We start from the raw sequence: 19,110 nt of genomic DNA, 5'->3' as shown, positions 1-19,110 counted from the left end.
GATTTGCGGCCTGTTGCTGGGCAGCCGCCAGAGGCAACCGATTGCAAAGGACGAAAAGGACGCCATTTTCATCACTTCGGCGGATGGGTTTGCGAGCCAATAATAGCCTAAAGATCCGTCGTCCGGGAAACTACCGGGTTCAAAACCATTCTTTGAATCCGTCGTCCAGGCTCCATTAAAATTCGATTAAATGCCTGAAAAACCGCCCTTTCCGATCCTCCCGCCGTACCCCATTCAGGTCTGGGAGGTCAATCGCGTCAGACTTTTCGATGGTTTTCAGGGAACTATTTCCAACCCGACTTTCTTCTTACCACAGACAACTTTTACGGAAAGCTTGTCGAGCAGGAGGACGACCTCCCCCACAACGGGAACGGTTCGGGACGGCCCGGTTCACCACAACCTGGTTTACGTATGTCCTGGTTTTTTCTGGTCCTGGCCGGACTGTTTGAAGTCGTCTGGGCCTCTTTCATGAAACAATCGGCCGGTTTTACGCGGCTTTTTCCTTCCCTCATTACGGTAGTTACCATGCTGGCCAGTTTTGGATTGCTCGCCTTAGCGATGCGAACCCTGCCGCTGGGTACGGCCTATTCGATCTGGACCGGCATTGGAGCGATCGGCGCCTTTCTGGTTGGCATTCTGTTTTTTGGCGAATCCCTTACCGTAACCCGGTTTCTGGCGGCTTTGTTGATTGTGGCCGGTCTTGTTCTAATGAAATTCTCATCAACGGATTAAACGCGCCATCGTGCTACCCTTGCCAGCAGGCTGGTCAGGGGCGCTGCCGAAGCGGGAGCCCGGATTTCTCTTCCACCGGAAGCAGAATCCGGGCTTTTTTCAGAAATAGGCGGTTTCAAAACCCTTCAAACTGCATTTCCCAAAAGTGACAGGGATTGACTCATTTGTGACAGTCGTTTCGTGACCGGATGCTGACCTTTGTATCATCCAAACGGACAACAACCTTAGACACATACAATCATGAAAACGCTCGTTAAATCCCTGCTCGTCGCCTTTACCCTGACTTTCGTTGGCTTCACCGCTGCTCAGGCCGACATCAACAAACCGATCCACCAGCCGAAAAAAGCCGCGGCCTTCCAGAGTGGTATGTACACCACCACCCAGGGTAAACTACACATTGCGGTCGATAAAGAAACCGGGGGCACCGTTGTGATACGGTTGACCGACCAAACCGGCAAGGAAGTCTTTACCCAGTCCATCGCCAAAAACCGCCCCACCGCCCGGGTCCGGCTGGATGTCAGCAACCTGCCCGACGGCCACTACCAGGTCAGCATTACCAACGGAGTGGAAACCACGACCCAGGAATTGACCCTTGCCACCCAACAACCCGCCGTGATGACCCGGCTGGTGGCAGTGAACTAACGCACCAACGCTCCACACCTGCCCGACCGGAAGCAATTCCAGGCCGGGCAGGTGTGCTTAATCTCCTGCCGGATTCCTGAAAATGGAAACCGCCGGGGGTCGTCCAAGGCCGGTTCTGTTCCGCCGGGTGCGGTTTCAGTCGACAGAAGTACCGCTTCGGTCAGATGCGTCTCGGGAACGGGGTTCTGTTCAGCCAATTTTGGTGCATTCATCTAAACACCAATCGTATGCAAACGGCCAAAAAACCGGCAGGAACACCCGCAGCCGCCCGGACCATCATCAATCCGATTCTGAAAGACGAAGTTGTTTTTCTGGAAACCAGCCGCGAAAGCAACGGCACCCAGACGCTGGTGGACGTAACCCTCTCGGCAGGCGGGGGAAATCCGCTGCACTTCCACAAGGATTTTTCCGAAGAATTTACCTGCCTGGAAGGCGAAGTGAGTATTCAGCTCGGCAAACAGATTATCCGTTTAAAACCGGGAGAATCGGCCACCGCCCCGGCCTACAGCAAACACCGGTTTTTTAACCAGAGCCATCGACCGTGCCGGTTCCGCTGCCGGATTGCGCCCGGCAGCCCCGGTTTTGAGCAGACGTTGCAACTGATGTACGGACTGGCGCGGGATGGCCAGACCAACGCGCAGGGCGTGCCCAAAAGTCCGTACGCCCTCGGTTATACGGTGCTGATCGGCGGAACGTACATGACGGGCTGGATGGCCCTGCTGCAACCGGTTTTACACTGGCTGGGGCGACAGGCTGTCCAGAAAGGCATTGCCGCCGACTTGCAGCGCCGTTACCTGACGGTCTGGTAGGCGGTCCGGCCGAACCGGCGGTTTTCTTCCAGGCCGGTTTCATTGGCCGATCCGCGCGTATGCCGTATTTTTGGGAATGCATAATCGCTTTTTCATATGAGACAGTGGGCTCAGTTCGACCGCTTCGATTTTCTTATTTATCTGCTGAATTATCCCGCTGTCTTTATTGCCAATTACCTCATCTTCGGACCGGTTTACTTTCAGGATCGGTCGTTGCTGATTGGGGCCAGTCTCATCGTCAATGGCGGGGCCATCGTCCTTTTCGTGAGCCTGACGCTGTGGATGAAATATATGCGGTTTCGGTTTGGTGGCCCCGATCAGTTTGCCCAGCGGTTGCTGTATTCGATGCTGATGTATGTGGGCGTGATGATTGCCATCATTCTGAGTATTTTCTGGATTTACGACCGGCTGGGCTACCCATACAAGCCCGAAACGATTCCCTGGATTCTGATCATCGGTTTTGTAACCAATGTTACGTCGGCGGGTAGTCACGAATCCATTTTTACCTACAACCAGTTGCGGGCCAGTACGCAGCGGGAATACCAGCTCAAACAACTGCACATGCAGCAACAGATGGATGTGCTGAAGCAGCAGGTCAACCCGCACTTTCTGTTCAACAGCCTCAATTCGCTGCTGACCCTGATTAGCGAAAACCCCAGGCAGGCCGAGGTATTTACGGAAGAACTGAGTTCGGTATACCGCTACGTCTTGCGGGCCAACGAACAGTCACTCACCGATTTAGCCACGGAACTGGATTTCATCCATTCCTACGCCCACCTGCTGCGGACCCGTTACGGCACCGGTTTTCAATTGACAATTCAGGTCGATTCGCAGTTTCGGGGGTATCTATTGCCCCCGTTGACGCTGCAACTGCTGGTCGAGAATGCCGTCAAGCACAACGTGGTCATGAAGACGAAACCGCTGCTGGTCGAGCTCCAGACCGATGGCTTAGCCAACCTGCACATCCGGAACAACATTCAGAAGAAAAAACAGGGCGTGGTTTCGAACGGGGTCGGGCTGACCAACATTCTGGCAAAATACGAAATGCTCAACCAGCCCCGACCCTCGGTGCGGGAAGAAGGCGGTCAATTCGTGGTTGCCCTGCCGCTGATTCGGGGCTAAACCGGGTGGCAGATCAGGGCATCGCAATCCCGTTTCAGTCGCCGTTTTGGTGAGTTGATCCCGGATACCGTCGGTGGCGGTGCGCTCGTTTTGTAGTTTAGGTGTCGATTTAAACACGCTCCCCCTGTGCTATGAAGGTTCTGATTATTGAAGATGAAGATTTAGCCGCCCGACGGCTCACCAAATTGCTGGCCGAAGTCGATCCGGCGATCCGGGTGGTCAACACCACCCCCAGCGTGGAGTTGTCGGTCGAGTATCTGCAAACCCAACCGGCCCTGGATCTGATCTTCATGGATATTGAACTGGCCGACGGGCAGAGTTTCGAGATTTTTGAGCAAACGCCGGTTTTAGCCCCGGTGATCTTCACCACATCGTACGATGAATACGCCATCAAGGCCTTCAAGGTCAACAGCATCGATTACCTGCTGAAGCCCATTAAACAGCCGGAACTGGTGGCCGGTTTGCAAAAATTTCGCCAGCTCCACCGCCCCGCCAGCGGGACGACCCGGCAACAGGAAGCCATCGACGCACTCGTGCAGCAGCTACGGCAGCAGGTGCAGCCCACCGACTACCGGCGCCGGTTTCTGGTTCGTCATCTGTCGCAATGGCAGCCCATTGAAGTTTGTGATATTGCCTACTTCCATTCCGAGGATCGGGTTACGCTGTTTCGCACGCACAAAGGGCAAAAGTTCTCGCTGGATTATACCTTGGACGAACTGGAAACGATGCTCGATCCGACGCAGTTTTTTCGGGCCAACCGCCAGTTCATGGTCAGCATCAACGCGGTGCAGCAGTTTCATCCGTATTTCAACCACAAACTCAAGCTGGCGCTTCAGCCCTCCCCCGGCGAGGAGGTGCTCGTCAGCCGCGAGCGGGCCACGGATTTCAAGAAGTGGATGGGAAAATAAGGCTTTCGTTCGCGGATCATCCCGGCGTTTTCTGGTTGATCGCCAGACGGATTCGAAACAGCGTTCCTTCCCCCGCTTTGGTTTCAACTTCCAGACTGGCCCGCAACAACTCACACAAGCCTTTGACAATCGACAGGCCAATGCCTTCACCCTGTGCGGTTTTGGGCGACCGCGTTATGTCCGCTTCCCGACGCTCCTCCGCCGGTGCATCCACTCCGAAAGCCGCCGACGACTCGGTGGTCGGTGCCAGCGCTTGTAGCAACGTACCGCTCGACCCCTTTGGCAAACCGGGTCCGGAATCCTGCACACTGATCACCCAGCGGAAGGCACTTTCACGCGCCCACGACACCGACACCCAGCCGGTTGTGGCGTTGTTTAACGCATTGAGGACCAGGTTCTGCATGATGCGCTGCAACTGAACCGGGTCGCTTTCGACCCTTAAATCCGTCGGGCCATCCGCCTTCAGGAGCAGGCCCGTTTTCGCGGCCAGTGGCTGATAACTCTCTACGAGTTCATACAGAAATTGGCCGGCATTAAACGACTGAAAGGTGACCGGCTCCTGACCCGCTTCCAGCCGCGACAAATCCATTAATTGCAACACCATATCCCGCACCGTCGCCATATTACGGTTCAGAATTTCGACCATCTGTTTCCGCGTCGGCTCTTCCACTTCAACCAGGTTCAGGAACGAGGCTGCCCCCTGAATAACCCCGAAGCTACCGCGCAGATCGTGCGAAGCCGAGCGCAGCAAATCACCCCGCCGGCGCTTCAGATCATTGAGTTCATCCAGTGCCTGTTGCAGGGTCTGCATCCGGTTACTGGCCGCTATACGCTGTAATTCGATATACTGCTCCACACTCCCCTGAATATTCTGTTGCGTGAACCAGGCCAGGGATTCGTATGATTCAGCAATCCAATCGCTATCCGTAACCGGGTGCTGATGCCAATACTGCCTGACCTCGCCCATCATCAACCGGTTCAGGTGATGAATTTCGCTCAGCAATTCCGCTAACGTATATCCTTTCTGCCAGCGGTGCAGCCCATGTTCGGCAGCCAGCAGCGTAATTTCCTTCTGTACGGGTTCGTTCCGAAACTGGCGGTTGAGTTCGTTCAGCATAAACGGCACCTTATTATTGAACTCTTCGCGACTCAGGTTGGCTACCGTATTGCAAACCGGGTCGTTTTCACAGGAGGTCCGCCAATTATTCAAAAAGGCATCCCGGCGCGCCGACAGGTAGGCCGCCAATTCCGCTAAGGCCGAATCGTTGGAAGTATTCATACGAAAAAAGACTGAGTAACTGTATGCATACAAACCTCAACAAGGCAGGAATAGTTATGAAGGGTGAACAAAGAAAACCGGAAAACTTTCGGACCGGTAGCCGTGCACAAATCCCGTTCCGTCTTCAGACCTGCCTGACAATCCACTCGAAAACAATTAGTTACCCATAACGGCTTCCTTACGCGCGCCCTTGAAATGAGCGAAATGGAAAACATGGGGAGCGCGACCGATGTCCCGTACGCTCATCGAATGAAAAAAAGTCAAACCATTCTGGCTGGCTGAAGTTTCCATAGCAATTCAAGCCATTCCCAAAACCGTGTCTTCCTCTGTCGAAATTGCTACTCGCTACGTGGTGATGATTACCCGGGTCTCTGATCATCGCGTGTTTGTTGTGCCCGGGATGGAGACGTATCTTGCCTCTTACCCCGTCGTGGTTTATAATTCCACCAAGCTGCTGATCGAAAAACTGCTCCGCCCGACGACGGTATTACCCGACCTGATTGTGGTCGATTTGTCCAAATCCCCCGATGACGGACTAACCTTCCTGCGCGAGATGAAAAACCACAACCGGTTGCGGTCCATCCCGGTCCTGATGCGCCGGATTTCGGCGGATTCGTCCCGGGGGCAGGTTCTTCCGATTCGAAAATGGGGAGAAATTACCCAACCCGCTTTGACCCGGGAACGTCCGCTCCTGATCGCTTCCTAGTTGATCTTCCGGCCGGATTAACGCCCACCGGTTGCCATTCGATTCCCATCAGCCGGACGCTGACGGTTGGGTACGCTATCCTGCCCGGCATCCAACGAAAGCCGGAAAACCGGGTTTATTTCTTGCGGTACGAGGTCGGAGTCTGGTGGTAAAATTCCCGGAAAACCTTCGTGAAATACGACGGACTTTCAAATCCGACCATATACGCTGTTTCGGCGGCACTGTGTCCCAGCCGCAGCAGATCGATGGCTTTGCGGAGCCGGTATTGCCGAATCAGTTCGACGGGCGACAGGTGCGTCAGGTTATGCACTTTCAGATAAAGCGCCTTGCGGCTCATCGCCAGTTCATCCGCCAGCCATTCCACGCTCAGCGTCGGGTCGTCCAGATGTTGCTCGATGAGGGTGTAAAGCTTGCGCAGGAACTCATCGCCCACACTCTGCAACGGATTGGCACTATCGGGCTGAGCGAGTTGCTGGCGGTAGTGTTCGCGCAGCCGCTGCTGGTGACTGAGCAGGTTGCGCAGCCGCAGCCGAAGTTCACCCAGGTGAAAAGGCTTGGTCAGGTAGTCGTTGGCACCGAGCGTCAATCCCTGCAACCGGTGCGTCTCAGCCGCACTCGATGACAGCAGCATCACGGCAATGTGATCGGTTGCCGGATCGGCTTTCAGTCGTTCGATCAACCCGTGGCCGTCGAGCCGCGGCATCATCAGGTCGGTAATGATCACGGCGGGCAGTTCCTCTTTGGCCAGTATCCAGCCTTCGTAGCCGTTGGTGGCCGACCGGACCCGGTACGTCGTTGCCAGTTCCGCTACCATAAATTCCCGGAGTTCGGGGTTATCTTCTACCACCAGCACCAGCGGGGGCGAATCGGCCGATTCGGCAGGTTCCTTGCCCGCCGAGTCGGCCGTTGGTGCGGGCAGATCGACTGCCACCGACGGCGCTTCCACCAGCGGAGCATCCTCGTCGCCGGACGTACGCCGGAGCGGCAGTTCGAGCGTAAAAACCGTACCCGGTTCCCCCGGATCCCCTTCGATCTGACTTTCGACCTGAATGTTGCCGCCCAATCGCAAGACCAGTTCCCGCACCAGCGCCAGACTGATGCCGGTCATGTCGTTGGCCCGGATGCGCAGGTTGTCGCCCTGGTAATACCGATCGAAAATATGCGGCAGTTTGTGGGCACTGATGCCAATGCCGGTATCGCGTACGGTCAACCGGGCGCCCTGGTCCGTCTGGGTCAGGACAACGCTGATGGTACCCGCCGGGGTAAACCGGATGGCGTTGGTCAGCAGAATAAAGAGAATGGTTTCCCACTTGCCCGCATCGAAGCGGTAATAACCGCCGGGTAAATCCGTCTCATAGACCAGCGTGAGCTTCTTGAGGTCGGTCGAGGGACGAAACAGATCCACCAGCTGACCGACAAAACCGGGCAAATTCCCAATCTGCTCGTCCACATCCACCTGCCGGGCTTCGAGTTGGTCGATGGCCATCAACTGATTGAGGAGTTGCAGAATCTGGCGGGCATTCCGCCGAACCGTCACCAGTGGCTGTTGCAAGTGGTCCGGTAAATCATCCGTTTCCAGCAGTTTGTCAACCGGCGACATAATCAGCGACAGGGGTGCCCGCAGTTCGTAGGAGATGTTGGTAAAAAACCGGGTTTTCATCGCGTCGATGGCTTTCGACTCCTGGGCTTCCCGCAACTGCTGGACATACCGGCGGCTTTTTTCAATCGTTGCTTCGAGGTCGTCGAAGTCAATGGGTTTGGTCAGAAAGTCGAACGCGCCCCGGTTCATGGCGGTTCGGATGGCCGTCAGGTCACCATAGGCCGTCAGCACGACGGCGGGCACGATGGCGCTGCCTTGCGAGAGCCGGTCCAGCAGCGTCAGCCCATCCATACCGGGCATGTTGATATCGGTCAGCAGCAGGTCGATGTCGGCCTGTTCTTCCAGGATTTCCAGGGCCTGACTGCCGTTGCGGGCAAAGACAAATTCGTACACACCACGGTGAATGGCTTGCCGGAAGCGTTGCCGAAACAGGATTTCCTGATCGGCTTCGTCATCCACTAACAGGATTTTGGTCTTCATCAAAAAATCGGGCATTAGCAACAAACGTCCAAGGTACGAAGGAACGGGGCTTAAAACCGCCTGGTAGTGGATAAAAGAAAAGCCGACCCCGATGGTCGGCCTTCCCGGCAGGGCTCGAACGGGCGGTTTTCCGACCGCATGGTTAATTGATGGCAACCAGACGAGCCGGTTCGGTGGGCGTCTGCGTGATCAGGGTTACGGTTTGAGTCGTTTTTTCCAGGCCGTTGCTGATTTCCACCTGATAAACGCCATCGGGCAGAGCGCCAACGTCAAACCGCATCCGGACGGCATGCTGCCGTTTCCCAACATGCTGCACGTAGAGGTCGGCGTTCTTACTGTTTTTCAGGCGAACCACCACCGCACCACCGACTTCTTTGTTCAGGGAAACCTGGATTTTCCCTTCGGCGGTGAGGTACATCACGCTCTGGAAAGAAGCGGCTTTTTTAGGACGGCCGATGGGTTGGCCGGCTTCGGCAGTAGTGAAACCAACAAAGGTCAATGTCAAGGCGACAAGCAGGGTTTTGAGGATCGTTTTCATGGCTTTAAAGGGTATGTTTGATTGTCCGTTTGGATGAATCAAAGGTCCGCTTCCGGGCCAAAAAAGCCTGTCACAAATGAGTCAATCCCTGCTACTTTTGGGAAAAGAAGAAAAAAGGCGTTGTATCCATGCGGTGAAGCCCGGATACCAGAGAGGAGAACCAAAGCAAAAGAGAAGGGAGGCAGAGCGACGCATTGATTGTCAACGCATTACACCTACCCCCTTCTCTTTCTCCTTTTGTCTGATTACAGAAAGCCCGACAACTTATTTGACTTCTTCCAGCTGACCTTTCACTTTCGTGGCGATATCGTCGTAAACGGCATCCACTTTCCGTTTGAGGCTTTTAACGGAACCGGCATACTCATCTTTCAGATCTTCCAGAAAATCCTCCCCTTTGCGCTTTATTTTCTTTCTGACTTTGGAGCCTTTTTCGGGTGCGAACAGGAGGCCCAGGGCAACGCCGGCCGTGGCCGCCAGCAAAACGCTTATGATTACTTTTTCGGTCTTCATGTTTTTAGAATGGTACGGTTTGGTTTAAATGGAAGGCTCAAAAATAGGTGGTAAAAATGGCTCAAAAAATGATCAGGCTCACACTGGAGCCTAAATTATATCACTTTCCGGAACGCGTTCGCTATCCACAGAACCGCTGGTTGATTTTCCGGATCGGGAATCAAGACGATGCGCTCCAGGATGCAAACCCGTGCTTACTTCACCCGAACGTACACTAATTTCATGTTGCCTTTGCCGGTTTCGCGCTCGTCCACCTCAAACTGCTCGATGCTTTTCAGCAAGGGCACCAGTTTTTTAAAGCCGTAGTTTCGGGGATCGAAATCGGCCTGTTTTTTGGGTAGTAAATTGCCCAGTTCGCCCAGAAACGCCCAGCCCGATTCGTCCGCCAGGTCGTTGATGCTATCGGCGATCATCTTGATCACCTCCTGGTTGACCTTGCCAATGACCTCGGGTTCTTTCGGCGGTTGCACCGGCGGTTCCACGGGCTTGGCTACGGTTTTCTTCCGGGATCGTTTTTTCACCGTCGCCGGTAGCAGCACGGGCACGTCCTCGTTCTTTTTCAGGATTTCGAGGTAAATGAATTTGTTACAGGCCGATATAAACGGCGTTGGCGTTTTCTTCTCCCCAATGCCAAAGACTTTCATCCCCGCTTCGCGCAGCCGCGTGGCCAGCCGCGTAAAATCACTGTCGCTCGAAACGATGCAAAAACCGTCGACCCGTCCGGTATACAGGATATCCATCGCATCGATGATCATGGCCGAGTCGGTAGCGTTCTTGCCCGTCGTATAACTATACTGCTGTATGGGCGTAATGGCATTTTCCAGCAGTACGGTTTTCCAGCCCGCTACGGTTGGTTTGGTCCAGTCGGCGTAAATCCGCTTGAAGGTCGGGGTTCCGTATTTCGCAATCTCTTCCAGCATACCCCGGACGTTGGAATAAGGCACATTATCGGCGTCGATCAATACCGCAAGTCGGAGGTCAAGGACGGTTTCCATGTAATTTTCGGGTAAAAGCGGGCATTAACAGCCGCATTCTCCGGCAACTTTACCGAAAATTACCCAGAACTCAAGCTACCGGCTCATAGCGCAACGCCTTCGATCAGCAAAACCCGGTCGATCGACTGGTTTTTCAGGTCGATAAACTGCAACCGCTGCGGATCGTCGCGGTAGGCTTCAAAATCCGCTTTGGCCGGAAAGGTCACCAGGTGAATTTCGTACGGATAGCCGAACGTGGTTGTCACCACGGCGGATTCCGATGGCCGGACGCGGTATACCAGCTCGCCGTTGTAACGCGCCAGCAAGGGCAGTACCTGGTCTTCAAACGAGTGAAAGACGGTTTCCTGACCCGGTTTTACAAACAGGATTTGGGTGTAATACAGCATGAGCGCTTCTACAGATGTAAGATGATTTCGGATTTATATCATGCGGGGCAAGATTGCAAATCTTGCCCGACCCGGTTGCGGAGTTAAACTCCGCAACCGCCTTCATCGGAGTTGCAGAGCCCGATGAGCTTCTACTCAATCACCCGAAACAGCCGGTTCCAGCGGATTTTGGCCCAGGCCGTGGCCGGCGTGGGGTCAATCGACATCCAGACTAAAACCGCCTTCCCCACGATATGGTCTTTGGGAACAAACCCCCAATACCGCGAGTCGTCGGAATTATGCCGGTTGTCGCCCATCATGAAGTAATAATCCTGTTTAAAGGTGTAAGTCGTGACCGGTTTCCCGTCGATTTTAAGGCCCGTCGGGGTTACGTCCACCTTCTCGTTGCCATCATACCGGCTGATCACCGGGCCGTAGACCGCGATGGTTTGCGGATTGATCGGAATGGTCATGCCTTCTTTCGGAATGGTGATCGGGCCAAAATTGTCGCGGTTCCACGGGAAAGCCGCTCCGCCGTAAATCCCCGGTTCCGGCTGGTTTACCGGCTCCGTCAGCAATTCGACGCTTTTCACCCAATCGAGTTCTTTAATCCGGGCGATGGTTTCGGCGGTCGTCGTCACCTGATAGCCCGCCAGCACGGCGGTTTTGGTCGCTTCGTGGTAGGTTTCGATCGGCTGCCAGTTGATGAAGGGCCCTTCCGCCGAAACGTAATCGTTGACAATGTTGTATTTCCGGAAAAACCGCTCATTCAGCGCTTCTGTCGTTCGGATAAAATAGGTGGTCTGGGAACGCGCAGGGGCCGGAAACACCTTGCCGTTGATGTACACCCCTTCCTGCCGAATCGCCAGTTTGTCGCCCGGAATCCCGATGCAGCGTTTGATCAGGTTCGTTCGTAAATCCACCGGGTGATCGGGTTCGCCCGGTTTCGGGGGCGGAAAATTGAACACCACCACGTCGCCGTTTTTCACCTGCGTAAAACCGGGCAGCCGGTACGAGGGCAGTTGAATCCAGTCGAGGTACGACGGAACGTCGGTTCCCCAGATTTTCTGGTGGGTCAGCGGCACCTGCAAGGGAGTTGTTGGAGTCCGGATGCCGTAATGCAGCTTGCTGACAAACAAAAAATCGCCTACCATCAGGCTGTTTTCCATCGAAGGCGTCGGAATGGCGTAGGCTTCGAAGGTCAGAAACCGGATCAGGGTGGCGGCAATGACCGCAAACAGAATCGAGTCGAACCATTCCCGCAGGAAGGACTTTTTGGGTTTGGCCGGTTTTCGAACCGAACCGGAAAAGAAGGTACGCATGATGGAGCAGCTTTACGGATCAATCTACGCAAAATAAAGCGCCACCGGGTTGAAAGGAATTGATTTTACAGGAACGGCATCTGTGAACCGGGGTTACACCGAATAAACGATGAACGGATGAGCTACCGCGCCCTTTTTCATATCCTGTCAATCCTTTAATCCGTTTACTCCCAGCTCACTATTCACTCTTCAAACTCTTCACCGGGTTCGTTAATGCGGCTTTGACAGACTGAAACGAAACCGTGGCGAAGGCAATCAGGATGGCGATAACCGCCGTCAGGATAAACACCCAGGGACTGATGCTGGTCCGGTACACGAAGCCTTCGAGCCACTTGCTCATCGCCCACCACGCCACCGGCGACGCCAGTCCGAGGGCAACCACAACCAGTTTCAGCAGGTCTTTGGAGAGCAGCGCGACCAGGCTGGGGGTGGTGGCCCCCAACACCTTGCGAATTCCGATTTCCTTGGTGCGTTGCTCGGCCATAAACATCGACAGACCAAACAGCCCGAGGCAGGAAATCAGGATGGCAATCCCGGCAAAAATCCCGAACAGGGTTTGCTGCGTTTGTTCCGTAGTGTATAAGCGACCAAACCGCTGATCCAGAAACTCGTACGTAAAAGGTCGCTCCGGAAAATGGCGTTTCCAGACGGATTCCAGATGCGCCAGGCCATTTTGCAGGCCCGCTCCGCCCGCGACGTGAAGCGAGAGCCAGTTGTTGCGTTCCGGTAGCAGGAACATAGCAATCGGCGCAATCGACTGGCGCAGGGATTCAAAATGAAAATCTTTGGTAATGCCGACAATCTGCCCGCGCCGTTTCCCGTAGCCAAATGCTTTTCCGATAGCCTGGGCCGGGTCTTTCCAGCCCAGCATCCGAGCGGCCGTCTCGTTCAGGATGAACGCGGCCGTGTCGTCGGTGGCGTAGGCCCGGGAAAAGTTACGCCCCGCGGCCATTTTCATGCCGTAGGCCGGAATAAAATCGTGATCGATCGATAGGGCTTTCAGCCCCACTTTCGAGGGTGCCATGCTGTCGCCCTTCGCCACGTACGCATCCCAGGAATCCAGCAGCCGCCCCGACGGCACCCGCGACGATTGCCCGACCTCCAGAATCGCGCTGTTGCGTTTCAGTTCCTGTTTCAGCGCTTCGTAATCGATCGTCGAGTCCTCCACCATCCGCACCAGAATCATCTGGTCTTTCTGATACCCCAGTTTGTAATTCCGGATATAATCCATCTGGTTGTACACCACCACGGTACTGATAATCAACACCGCAGCAATCGTAAACTGCGTCACGACGAGTACCTGCCGAAACCGCCCCGCCCGCATGGCCGACGCAATTTTTCCCTTCAGGACACTAATGGGCTGGAAGGAGGTCAGGAAGAAAGCCGGATAACTGCCCGACACCAGGCCGGTCAGCAGTGTAATGCCGGCCACAATGCCCAGAAAAACCGGGTGGACCAATTGACTTAGCGTGAGCTGTTTCTGGGTAAAATTATTCAGCGCCGGCAAACAAAGGATCACGAACATTACCGCCAGCCCGAGCGCAAAAATCACCAGCAGAATCGATTCGCTCAGGAATTGCCCCACCAGTTGGCTTCGCTCCGCCCCCACTACTTTCCGCATGCCCACTTCCTTGGCCCGGCTGCCCGAGCGGGCCGTTGCCAGGTTCATGTAATTGATACAGGCAATGAGCAAAATGAACAGGCCGATGGCGGAAAAGAGGTACACATACCGGATATCGCCGTCGGCTTCGAGACCGTCGTCGGTGTCCGAACGCAGGTGAATAGCGGTCAGTTTTTGCAGATTCAGCAGCGAATAGGTGGACGCTTTGGGGCCGATGCGCCGGTTCTGAAAGGCCGGAAAGGCGTTCACGAGTTTATCCGGATTCGCGCCTTTCGCCAGCAGCACGTAGGTCAGAAAGGAGTTGTTGCCCCAATTGGTCCGCAGTCCTTCGGCGCCGTAAATGCGGTTGTCGTTCAGGGTCGTAAAGGACGCCAGAAAATCCGGATGAATGTGCGACTGCGCGGGCAGCGGTTCAAAAACGCCCGTTACCATAAAGTCAAACTGGTTGTTCAGCCGGATACTTTTGCCCATCGGCGACGTTTTCCCGAAGTATTTTTCGGCCATTGGCTGCGACAGCATGATCGAGAAAGGGTTCGCCAGCGCCCGCTCCGGGTTACCGCTCGTCACCTTGAAATCCAGTACCTTGAAGATATTTTCTTCGGCAAAAAGCACCCGGTTTTCGTTGTACGTATGCTCGCCGTATTTGACCAAAGCGCCGTTTTCGAGCGTCCGCACGACCTGTTCGGCCTCCGGAAAATCCTGCTTGATCAGCGGGCCAAAGGGCGGAGCCACGGTCCCTAATTTCAGTTCCACCGTGCCGTCGTTGGCATTCAGGAAGGTTCGCAGCACCCGGTACGTCCGGTCGGCTTTGGTATGGAATCGGTCAAAACTGAGTTCGTCCCGCACGTAGAGCGCAATCAGCAGAAAACACGCCAGCCCTGTGGCCACGCCGACAATGTTGATAAAGCCGAACGTTTTGTGTTTCAAGAGATTGCGAAAGGCAATCTTCAGATAATTCCGTAGCATACTGTTCGTTGTTCACTGTTCGTTCAAGGCACCGGTTCAGGATACTCAAACAATATACCAATAAAGATAAATCACTAATTATCAATAGGCTACTAAAAGACTCATCACTTCATTTGTCCGCTTGCGGACGGTTTTCGTTCGCTGTCGGACAGCTAAGAATTAAGAGTGAAGAATGAAGAGTTGGCTGACGCCTTCTTTTATAGCTTGCGTCAGCCAACTCTTCATTCTTCACTCTTAATTCTTAACTCCTTTCACTCCGAGCGTAGGGAGGAAACCGGATCTGCCAAAGCCGCCTTCGCCGACTGAAACGAAACCGTCAATAGCGTAATCAGGACCGCCAGCAAACCGGCCCCGGCAAACATCCACCACTGCAATTCAATGCGGTAGGCGAAATGCTGCAACCAGCGGCTCATCACCCCGGCTGCTACCGGCGACGCCAGGCCAAGCGCCACCAGCACCGGTTTCAGAAAGCCTTTCGCTATCAGGCCAATAATGTCCAGAACTGTGGCGCCCAGCACTTTCCGAACCCCGATCTCTCTGGTGCGCTGCCGGGTGGCCAGTTTCGCCAGACCAAACACGCCCAGTCCGCAAATCAGGATCGCCAGGGCCGCTGCGTACCCCACAATCCGCTGCCACTGCTGCTCAAGTTCGTAGCCTTTGGCATTCACTTCATTCAGAAAGGCGTAGTCCATGTCAACCGTCGGAAACGCTTTCCCGAAGGCTTTCTTCAACACCGCAATGGCTTCCGGTTGCCGGTTTTTATCAATTTTCACCAGGACACCACTGGCCTGGCCTTCGCGCATGAACAACACCATCGGCTCAATGCGCTCACGCAACGACCGGACGTGAAAGTCCTTGAATACCCCCACGATGGTCAGCGGTTTCGGACTGAAATTTTCGTGCCGCCGGATCGTTTTCCCGATGGGCTCCGCCAGACCGGCGGCTTTTACAAACGTTTCGTTCACCAGCACCGCATCGGTTTTATCCAACACAAAAGAAGCCGACACGTTCCGACCGGCTTTCAGCCGAATACCCAAAACCGGCAGATAGTTTTCGTCGATGTACTGGTAGCGGCTTTCGATTTTCCGGTCGGCTACGCGGGTTGCATATAATCCGCCCAGATCGCTGTGGAACGAAATTTGCCGGATCGACGGCTCGGTCGCCAGTTCGTTCCGCAGAAACGTATGATCGTTTGTCAGATTCTGGCTGGAGGGAATGTACGTACGAATAACCTGATAGGGATCGTAGCCCAGATCCTTCGTGCGGACATAATCCATCTGGCAGTAAAAAACCGTGGTTGCAATCAGCAGAAAAGCCGATAAAGCAAACTGGGTCACCAGCAACGTCTGCCCCAGCCACCCTCGACCGGAAACCCTGGGTTTGTTGTACAACACGTCCGCTGGTTTGAAATTCGACAGAACAAAAGCAGGATAAAAACCGGATAGTATAACATTGACAATCAGCAAAATCAGAAAATATATTACCAATTCACCATCCAGAATTTCCCCGAAAACGATCGCCTTGGCGGACAACTGATTAAAAACCGGCAACGCCAGTACCGCCAGCAGCAGCGCCAGGCCGAAAGCCGCCAGACACAACACCGCCGACTCACCCAGAAATTGCACCATAATCATTCGCCGGGTGCTGCCGGTTATTTTCCGAATCCCGATTTCCTTCGTCCGTTTCAGCGAACCCGCCAGACTGATGTTAATGAAATTGATGGAGGCCATCAGAAGCATAAACGCTGAAATCCCCAGAAAGAGGTACGAAAAAACCGGGCTGCTGCCGTTGATAATCCCCCCTTCCCGGTTGCCTTCCCTCTGGTACAAAGGGTTTAGGTGAAGGTCGGTCATGGGTTGTAAACCATACCGGATGGACGGATCAAAACCGTAGTTTTTCCGATTTTCGGCCACCTGCTGCCGGGCGTGAACGGCGTAGACTTTTTCAAATTTTCGGACAACGGTTTCCGGATCAGCCCGGGGATGCAGCACGACAAACGTGCTCAGGTAGGAATTCAGCCAGTTGGTATCGTCGAACGAAGCCTGCATAAACCGGAACGGAACCAGCAGATCGAACTGCAACGACGAATTTTTGGGCGGATCCTGCACCACACCGGTAATGATGGAGGCTCCCAATCGCTGGCCGGAAGGCCCCTGCTCGAGCAGGGGCTTCCCGATGACATCGAGGCTATGGAACAGCTTACGCGCCGTCCGCTCGGTAATGACGACCGAGCCCGAGCCCCGCAGGGCGGTTTTCGGATTACCGCTTAACAGCCTGAACGAAAAGACATTGAAAAAGGTCGAATCGACAAAAAATGGTTGCAGGAGAAAGGATTTGTTATTGGCCATAAACAGGCCCTGAATGTCGCCCCCCATTACCCGAACGTACTCCTGCACCTCGGGCACCTGCGCTTGGAAGGCAGGGCCCTGCACCTGCCCGGTGCCGCCGTTCGTTTCCGGCGACCCACCCCGGGTTTCGATCACGGTGGTTGTGATACGATACAGGTGGGGATTCCGGGCGTGAAACCGGTCAAAACTCCGTTCGTCTTTGAGGTATAGTATCGCCAGGACCATACAGGCAATCCCGACGGCCAGCCCAACGACATTGATCAGCGAATACAGCCGGTTTTGCCACCAATGGCGGAAGGTGATCCTGAAATTGTTATGGAGCATACAGATAAGCGAATTTGCATCCCCAAAATTCAGGGCGTAGTCAATCGAATCCCAGTAAACTTTCATCGGAAACGTCCCGGATTAAACAGGCCTATCCGCGGGCCCACTGATCCGGGTTTCCAGCCGATAGCCAACGCCATGAACAGCCACAATCCGGAGCGTCGAGTCCTCCTGAAGTAGTTTGCGAAGCCGGGACACAAACACATCCACGCTGCGCCCAACGATGATTCCTTCGTCTTCCCAAACGGCTTTGAGAATGAAATCCCGCTCCAGCAACTGGTTCGGGTGTTCGGCAAAAAGCCGCAGCAATTTGGCTTCCCGGTACGTCAGCTGGTGGCGGCTCGATCCGGAAACCAGCCCTAAATTGGTTACATCAAGGCGGGAATTGCCAAAAGACAGGTACTTCGCTTCCTCCTTTCCGTCCTCCGGCGGATTCGCGTCGGCGGTGGGAGTCGACCGGTGCCAAACCGTAAAAACCAGGGCGGCCAGCAAACTCCCGAACACCAGCATCCACCCCGCCGTTGCGGCCTGCGGACGGGGTTCGGCGGTTACAAACCGGACTTGCAGGGTGTAGCACCGGGTCGTCTGCTCACGCCCACGGCACGGCACGGTCTGCGGTTTTGTCACATCCGTAACCGCATACCCCAGCACAATTTTCCCATCGGAACAATCCAGAACAGCAACGTCGTAGGGTGTGGAAATCCCGTGAATTTTTAAGGCATTCTGCAACAAGGCCGGTAACTGATCATAATCGAACGAACGGTCGAAACGAAGCCGAAAAGTGTTGGCATCCGGCTGCTGCACGGGTTCAATCCGGGAGATCGAATCCCCCGTGGCCCGCAGCAGTTGATCCGCGGTGCGACGAAGCGCCAGGTTTACGTTTTCCGCAAAGCGCTGTTTTTCAGCCGCGCCCGAGGCCGTCTCCGAACCCACAAACTGAACAAACAACAGGCCCGTGGTCAGCAACAGACCCACCAACACCACGATACGGACCACCTTTTTCATCGTCTTTTTGCGTTTATTCCCTCCGAACCACCTCCGTCAGAAATTTTTCCCATTCTCCTTTGACCTCCGGATCGAGTCGCTCTTTTTCATCCCGGTTTCCAGGAATGCAATGGCCTTCGGTTTTTGATCTACGGCCAGCCGTGCCTTCGCCAATGCGATCAGATAAGCATGATAGCCGTATTTTTTTACAAAATACGAAAAATACGGGATTGCTCCGGCTGATACCGATCCCTTGCACTCAACAGCCGGGCCCCTTGACGTTTTTGTTCGGCAGGAACCAGAAAAGTTTCAGAAAAATGACGCGCTTCGCCATCGCATCTTCTTTCCGGACTGGTTCAACCACCAGCTCGTCGCCGGCCCGGGCCAGGCTCATGATTTCCGCCAGATCCACCTCAGTAGCGCCCTGGCACCCGCCCGCCCGATCCGGAGTAACAATGGTTTTGCCCCGTTTCAAATAAACCCGGATCGGTATTCTGGCGGTCTGATTCTCATCGGCATCCCCTTCCACAATTGAAAGTTTTCCGCGACTCTGGATCGAAAACCAGCCATAGTCCAGCGGAAAACCGTTTAACCGCAGCGCATTGGGCGCAAATTTCTTTCTGTTTTCTTCACCCGACATGACACGCTCCGGCCTCACGGAGGTTTTTTTCGGGCGTCGGCTGGACATACTTCGAGTTGATACGCCCAGCATCAGACAACAAAGTCCGATGACGATTATTCTGCTTTTTGACATGGTGAATTTTGGTTAAACCAGCAACTGATTCAAAGGTATCCACCGCACTCCCCGACGTCGTAAAAGCCCCGTAAAAGTTTGTAAAGGAATTGTAAAAGTGGGGTC

At 54.5% G+C, this 19,110-nt stretch carries 17 protein-coding genes; 6 read left to right on the top strand and 11 right to left on the bottom strand.

Translation table 11 applies throughout. The annotated features are described in order from the left end of the window. The first annotated feature begins 411 nt into the window (after positions 1-411). From ACFPMF_RS13170 to ACFPMF_RS13150, 5 genes are all read left to right on the top strand, one after another. Positions 412-732: a DMT family transporter gene (locus ACFPMF_RS13170; RefSeq protein WP_379845535.1), complete on the top strand. Its 321-nt coding sequence runs from the start codon at positions 412-414 to the stop codon at positions 730-732. A gap of 240 nt (positions 733-972) precedes the next feature. Next, positions 973-1,374 carry a T9SS type A sorting domain-containing protein gene (locus ACFPMF_RS13165; RefSeq protein ID WP_379845532.1) on the top strand — a complete coding sequence of 134 codons (402 nt, stop codon included), beginning with the start codon at positions 973-975 and terminating at the stop codon, positions 1,372-1,374. Positions 1,375-1,601: 227 nt separating this feature from the next. After that, positions 1,602-2,183 (top strand): cupin domain-containing protein, encoded by a 582-nt coding sequence (locus ACFPMF_RS13160; protein WP_379845529.1) that lies wholly within the window; start codon positions 1,602-1,604, stop codon positions 2,181-2,183. 96 nt (positions 2,184-2,279) lie between these two features. Next, a complete protein-coding gene (locus ACFPMF_RS13155) occupies positions 2,280-3,305 on the top strand; it encodes a sensor histidine kinase (RefSeq protein WP_379845526.1) in 1,026 nt (341 codons plus the stop codon). A 131-nt stretch (positions 3,306-3,436) separates the two neighbouring features. Continuing rightward, entirely contained in the window at positions 3,437-4,213 is a 777-nt protein-coding gene (locus ACFPMF_RS13150; protein WP_379845524.1) for a LytR/AlgR family response regulator transcription factor, read from the top strand. Positions 4,214-4,229: 16 nt separating this feature from the next. Here ACFPMF_RS13150 and ACFPMF_RS13145 read toward each other — a convergent pair whose 3' ends face one another. Beyond that, positions 4,230-5,492, bottom strand: coding sequence for a sensor histidine kinase (locus tag ACFPMF_RS13145; RefSeq protein ID WP_379845521.1), 1,263 nt, complete (start codon positions 5,490-5,492; stop codon positions 4,230-4,232). A 316-nt stretch (positions 5,493-5,808) separates the two neighbouring features. Here ACFPMF_RS13145 and ACFPMF_RS13140 point away from each other — a divergent pair, with 316 nt between their 5' ends. Continuing rightward, on the top strand, positions 5,809-6,198 hold the full coding sequence (locus tag ACFPMF_RS13140) for a response regulator (RefSeq protein WP_379845517.1): 390 nt from the start codon (positions 5,809-5,811) through the stop codon (positions 6,196-6,198). Positions 6,199-6,313: 115 nt separating this feature from the next. Here ACFPMF_RS13140 and ACFPMF_RS13135 read toward each other — a convergent pair whose 3' ends face one another. From ACFPMF_RS13135 to ACFPMF_RS13090, 10 genes are all read right to left on the bottom strand, one after another. Continuing rightward, on the bottom strand, positions 6,314-8,278 hold the full coding sequence (locus tag ACFPMF_RS13135) for a response regulator (RefSeq protein ID WP_379845514.1): 1,965 nt from the start codon (positions 8,276-8,278) through the stop codon (positions 6,314-6,316). A 142-nt stretch (positions 8,279-8,420) separates the two neighbouring features. Further along, complete coding sequence (locus ACFPMF_RS13130; protein ID WP_379845512.1) at positions 8,421-8,816, bottom strand: hypothetical protein; 396 nt, start codon at positions 8,814-8,816, stop codon at positions 8,421-8,423. Between the two features lie 264 nt (positions 8,817-9,080). Further along, positions 9,081-9,326 (bottom strand): YtxH domain-containing protein, encoded by a 246-nt coding sequence (locus ACFPMF_RS13125; protein WP_379845509.1) that lies wholly within the window; start codon positions 9,324-9,326, stop codon positions 9,081-9,083. A gap of 194 nt (positions 9,327-9,520) precedes the next feature. After that, positions 9,521-10,321, bottom strand: coding sequence for an NYN domain-containing protein (locus tag ACFPMF_RS13120; protein ID WP_379845506.1), 801 nt, complete (start codon positions 10,319-10,321; stop codon positions 9,521-9,523). A gap of 83 nt (positions 10,322-10,404) precedes the next feature. Further along, positions 10,405-10,707 (bottom strand): DUF1330 domain-containing protein, encoded by a 303-nt coding sequence (locus ACFPMF_RS13115; RefSeq protein ID WP_379845504.1) that lies wholly within the window; start codon positions 10,705-10,707, stop codon positions 10,405-10,407. Positions 10,708-10,838: 131 nt separating this feature from the next. Further along, entirely contained in the window at positions 10,839-12,008 is a 1,170-nt protein-coding gene (gene lepB, locus ACFPMF_RS13110; RefSeq protein ID WP_379845502.1) for a signal peptidase I, read from the bottom strand. A 178-nt stretch (positions 12,009-12,186) separates the two neighbouring features. Then, positions 12,187-14,595 (bottom strand): ABC transporter permease, encoded by a 2,409-nt coding sequence (locus ACFPMF_RS13105; RefSeq protein WP_379845499.1) that lies wholly within the window; start codon positions 14,593-14,595, stop codon positions 12,187-12,189. A 251-nt stretch (positions 14,596-14,846) separates the two neighbouring features. Continuing rightward, positions 14,847-17,333 (bottom strand): ABC transporter permease, encoded by a 2,487-nt coding sequence (locus tag ACFPMF_RS13100; RefSeq protein WP_379845496.1) that lies wholly within the window; start codon positions 17,331-17,333, stop codon positions 14,847-14,849. Between the two features lie 15 nt (positions 17,334-17,348). Beyond that, a complete protein-coding gene (locus ACFPMF_RS13095; protein WP_379845493.1) occupies positions 17,349-18,272 on the bottom strand; it encodes a helix-turn-helix domain-containing protein in 924 nt (307 codons plus the stop codon). Positions 18,273-18,510: 238 nt separating this feature from the next. Further along, positions 18,511-18,939, bottom strand: coding sequence for a hypothetical protein (locus ACFPMF_RS13090; protein ID WP_379845490.1), 429 nt, complete (start codon positions 18,937-18,939; stop codon positions 18,511-18,513). Positions 18,940-19,110: the final 171 nt, after the last annotated feature.

The organism is Larkinella bovis (genome assembly GCF_042655385.1).
GTDB lineage: Bacteria > Bacteroidota > Bacteroidia > Cytophagales > Spirosomataceae > Larkinella > Larkinella bovis.
This window is presented reverse-complemented; position numbering and strand designations above follow the sequence as displayed.

What these genes read in the sequence shown, in the direction of transcription:
- ACFPMF_RS13170 (WP_379845535.1), top strand. Translation starts at nt 412, where the DNA reads ATGTCCTGGTTTTTTCTGGTCCTGGCCGGACTGTTTGAAGTCGTCTGG.
- ACFPMF_RS13165 (WP_379845532.1), top strand. Translation starts at nt 973, where the DNA reads ATGAAAACGCTCGTTAAATCCCTGCTCGTCGCCTTTACCCTGACTTTC.
- ACFPMF_RS13160 (WP_379845529.1), top strand. Translation starts at nt 1,602, where the DNA reads ATGCAAACGGCCAAAAAACCGGCAGGAACACCCGCAGCCGCCCGGACC.
- ACFPMF_RS13155 (WP_379845526.1), top strand. Translation starts at nt 2,280, where the DNA reads ATGAGACAGTGGGCTCAGTTCGACCGCTTCGATTTTCTTATTTATCTG.
- ACFPMF_RS13150 (WP_379845524.1), top strand. Translation starts at nt 3,437, where the DNA reads ATGAAGGTTCTGATTATTGAAGATGAAGATTTAGCCGCCCGACGGCTC.
- ACFPMF_RS13145 (WP_379845521.1), bottom strand. Translation starts at nt 5,492, where the DNA reads ATGAATACTTCCAACGATTCGGCCTTAGCGGAATTGGCGGCCTACCTG.
- ACFPMF_RS13135 (WP_379845514.1), bottom strand. Translation starts at nt 8,278, where the DNA reads ATGAAGACCAAAATCCTGTTAGTGGATGACGAAGCCGATCAGGAAATC.
- ACFPMF_RS13130 (WP_379845512.1), bottom strand. Translation starts at nt 8,816, where the DNA reads ATGAAAACGATCCTCAAAACCCTGCTTGTCGCCTTGACATTGACCTTT.
- ACFPMF_RS13125 (WP_379845509.1), bottom strand. Translation starts at nt 9,326, where the DNA reads ATGAAGACCGAAAAAGTAATCATAAGCGTTTTGCTGGCGGCCACGGCC.
- ACFPMF_RS13120 (WP_379845506.1), bottom strand. Translation starts at nt 10,321, where the DNA reads ATGGAAACCGTCCTTGACCTCCGACTTGCGGTATTGATCGACGCCGAT.
- ACFPMF_RS13115 (WP_379845504.1), bottom strand. Translation starts at nt 10,707, where the DNA reads ATGCTGTATTACACCCAAATCCTGTTTGTAAAACCGGGTCAGGAAACC.
- lepB (WP_379845502.1), bottom strand. Translation starts at nt 12,008, where the DNA reads ATGCGTACCTTCTTTTCCGGTTCGGTTCGAAAACCGGCCAAACCCAAA.
- ACFPMF_RS13105 (WP_379845499.1), bottom strand. Translation starts at nt 14,595, where the DNA reads ATGCTACGGAATTATCTGAAGATTGCCTTTCGCAATCTCTTGAAACAC.
- ACFPMF_RS13100 (WP_379845496.1), bottom strand. Translation starts at nt 17,333, where the DNA reads ATGAAAGTTTACTGGGATTCGATTGACTACGCCCTGAATTTTGGGGAT.
- ACFPMF_RS13095 (WP_379845493.1), bottom strand. Translation starts at nt 18,272, where the DNA reads ATGAAAAAGGTGGTCCGTATCGTGGTGTTGGTGGGTCTGTTGCTGACC.
- ACFPMF_RS13090 (WP_379845490.1), bottom strand. Translation starts at nt 18,939, where the DNA reads ATGTCCAGCCGACGCCCGAAAAAAACCTCCGTGAGGCCGGAGCGTGTC.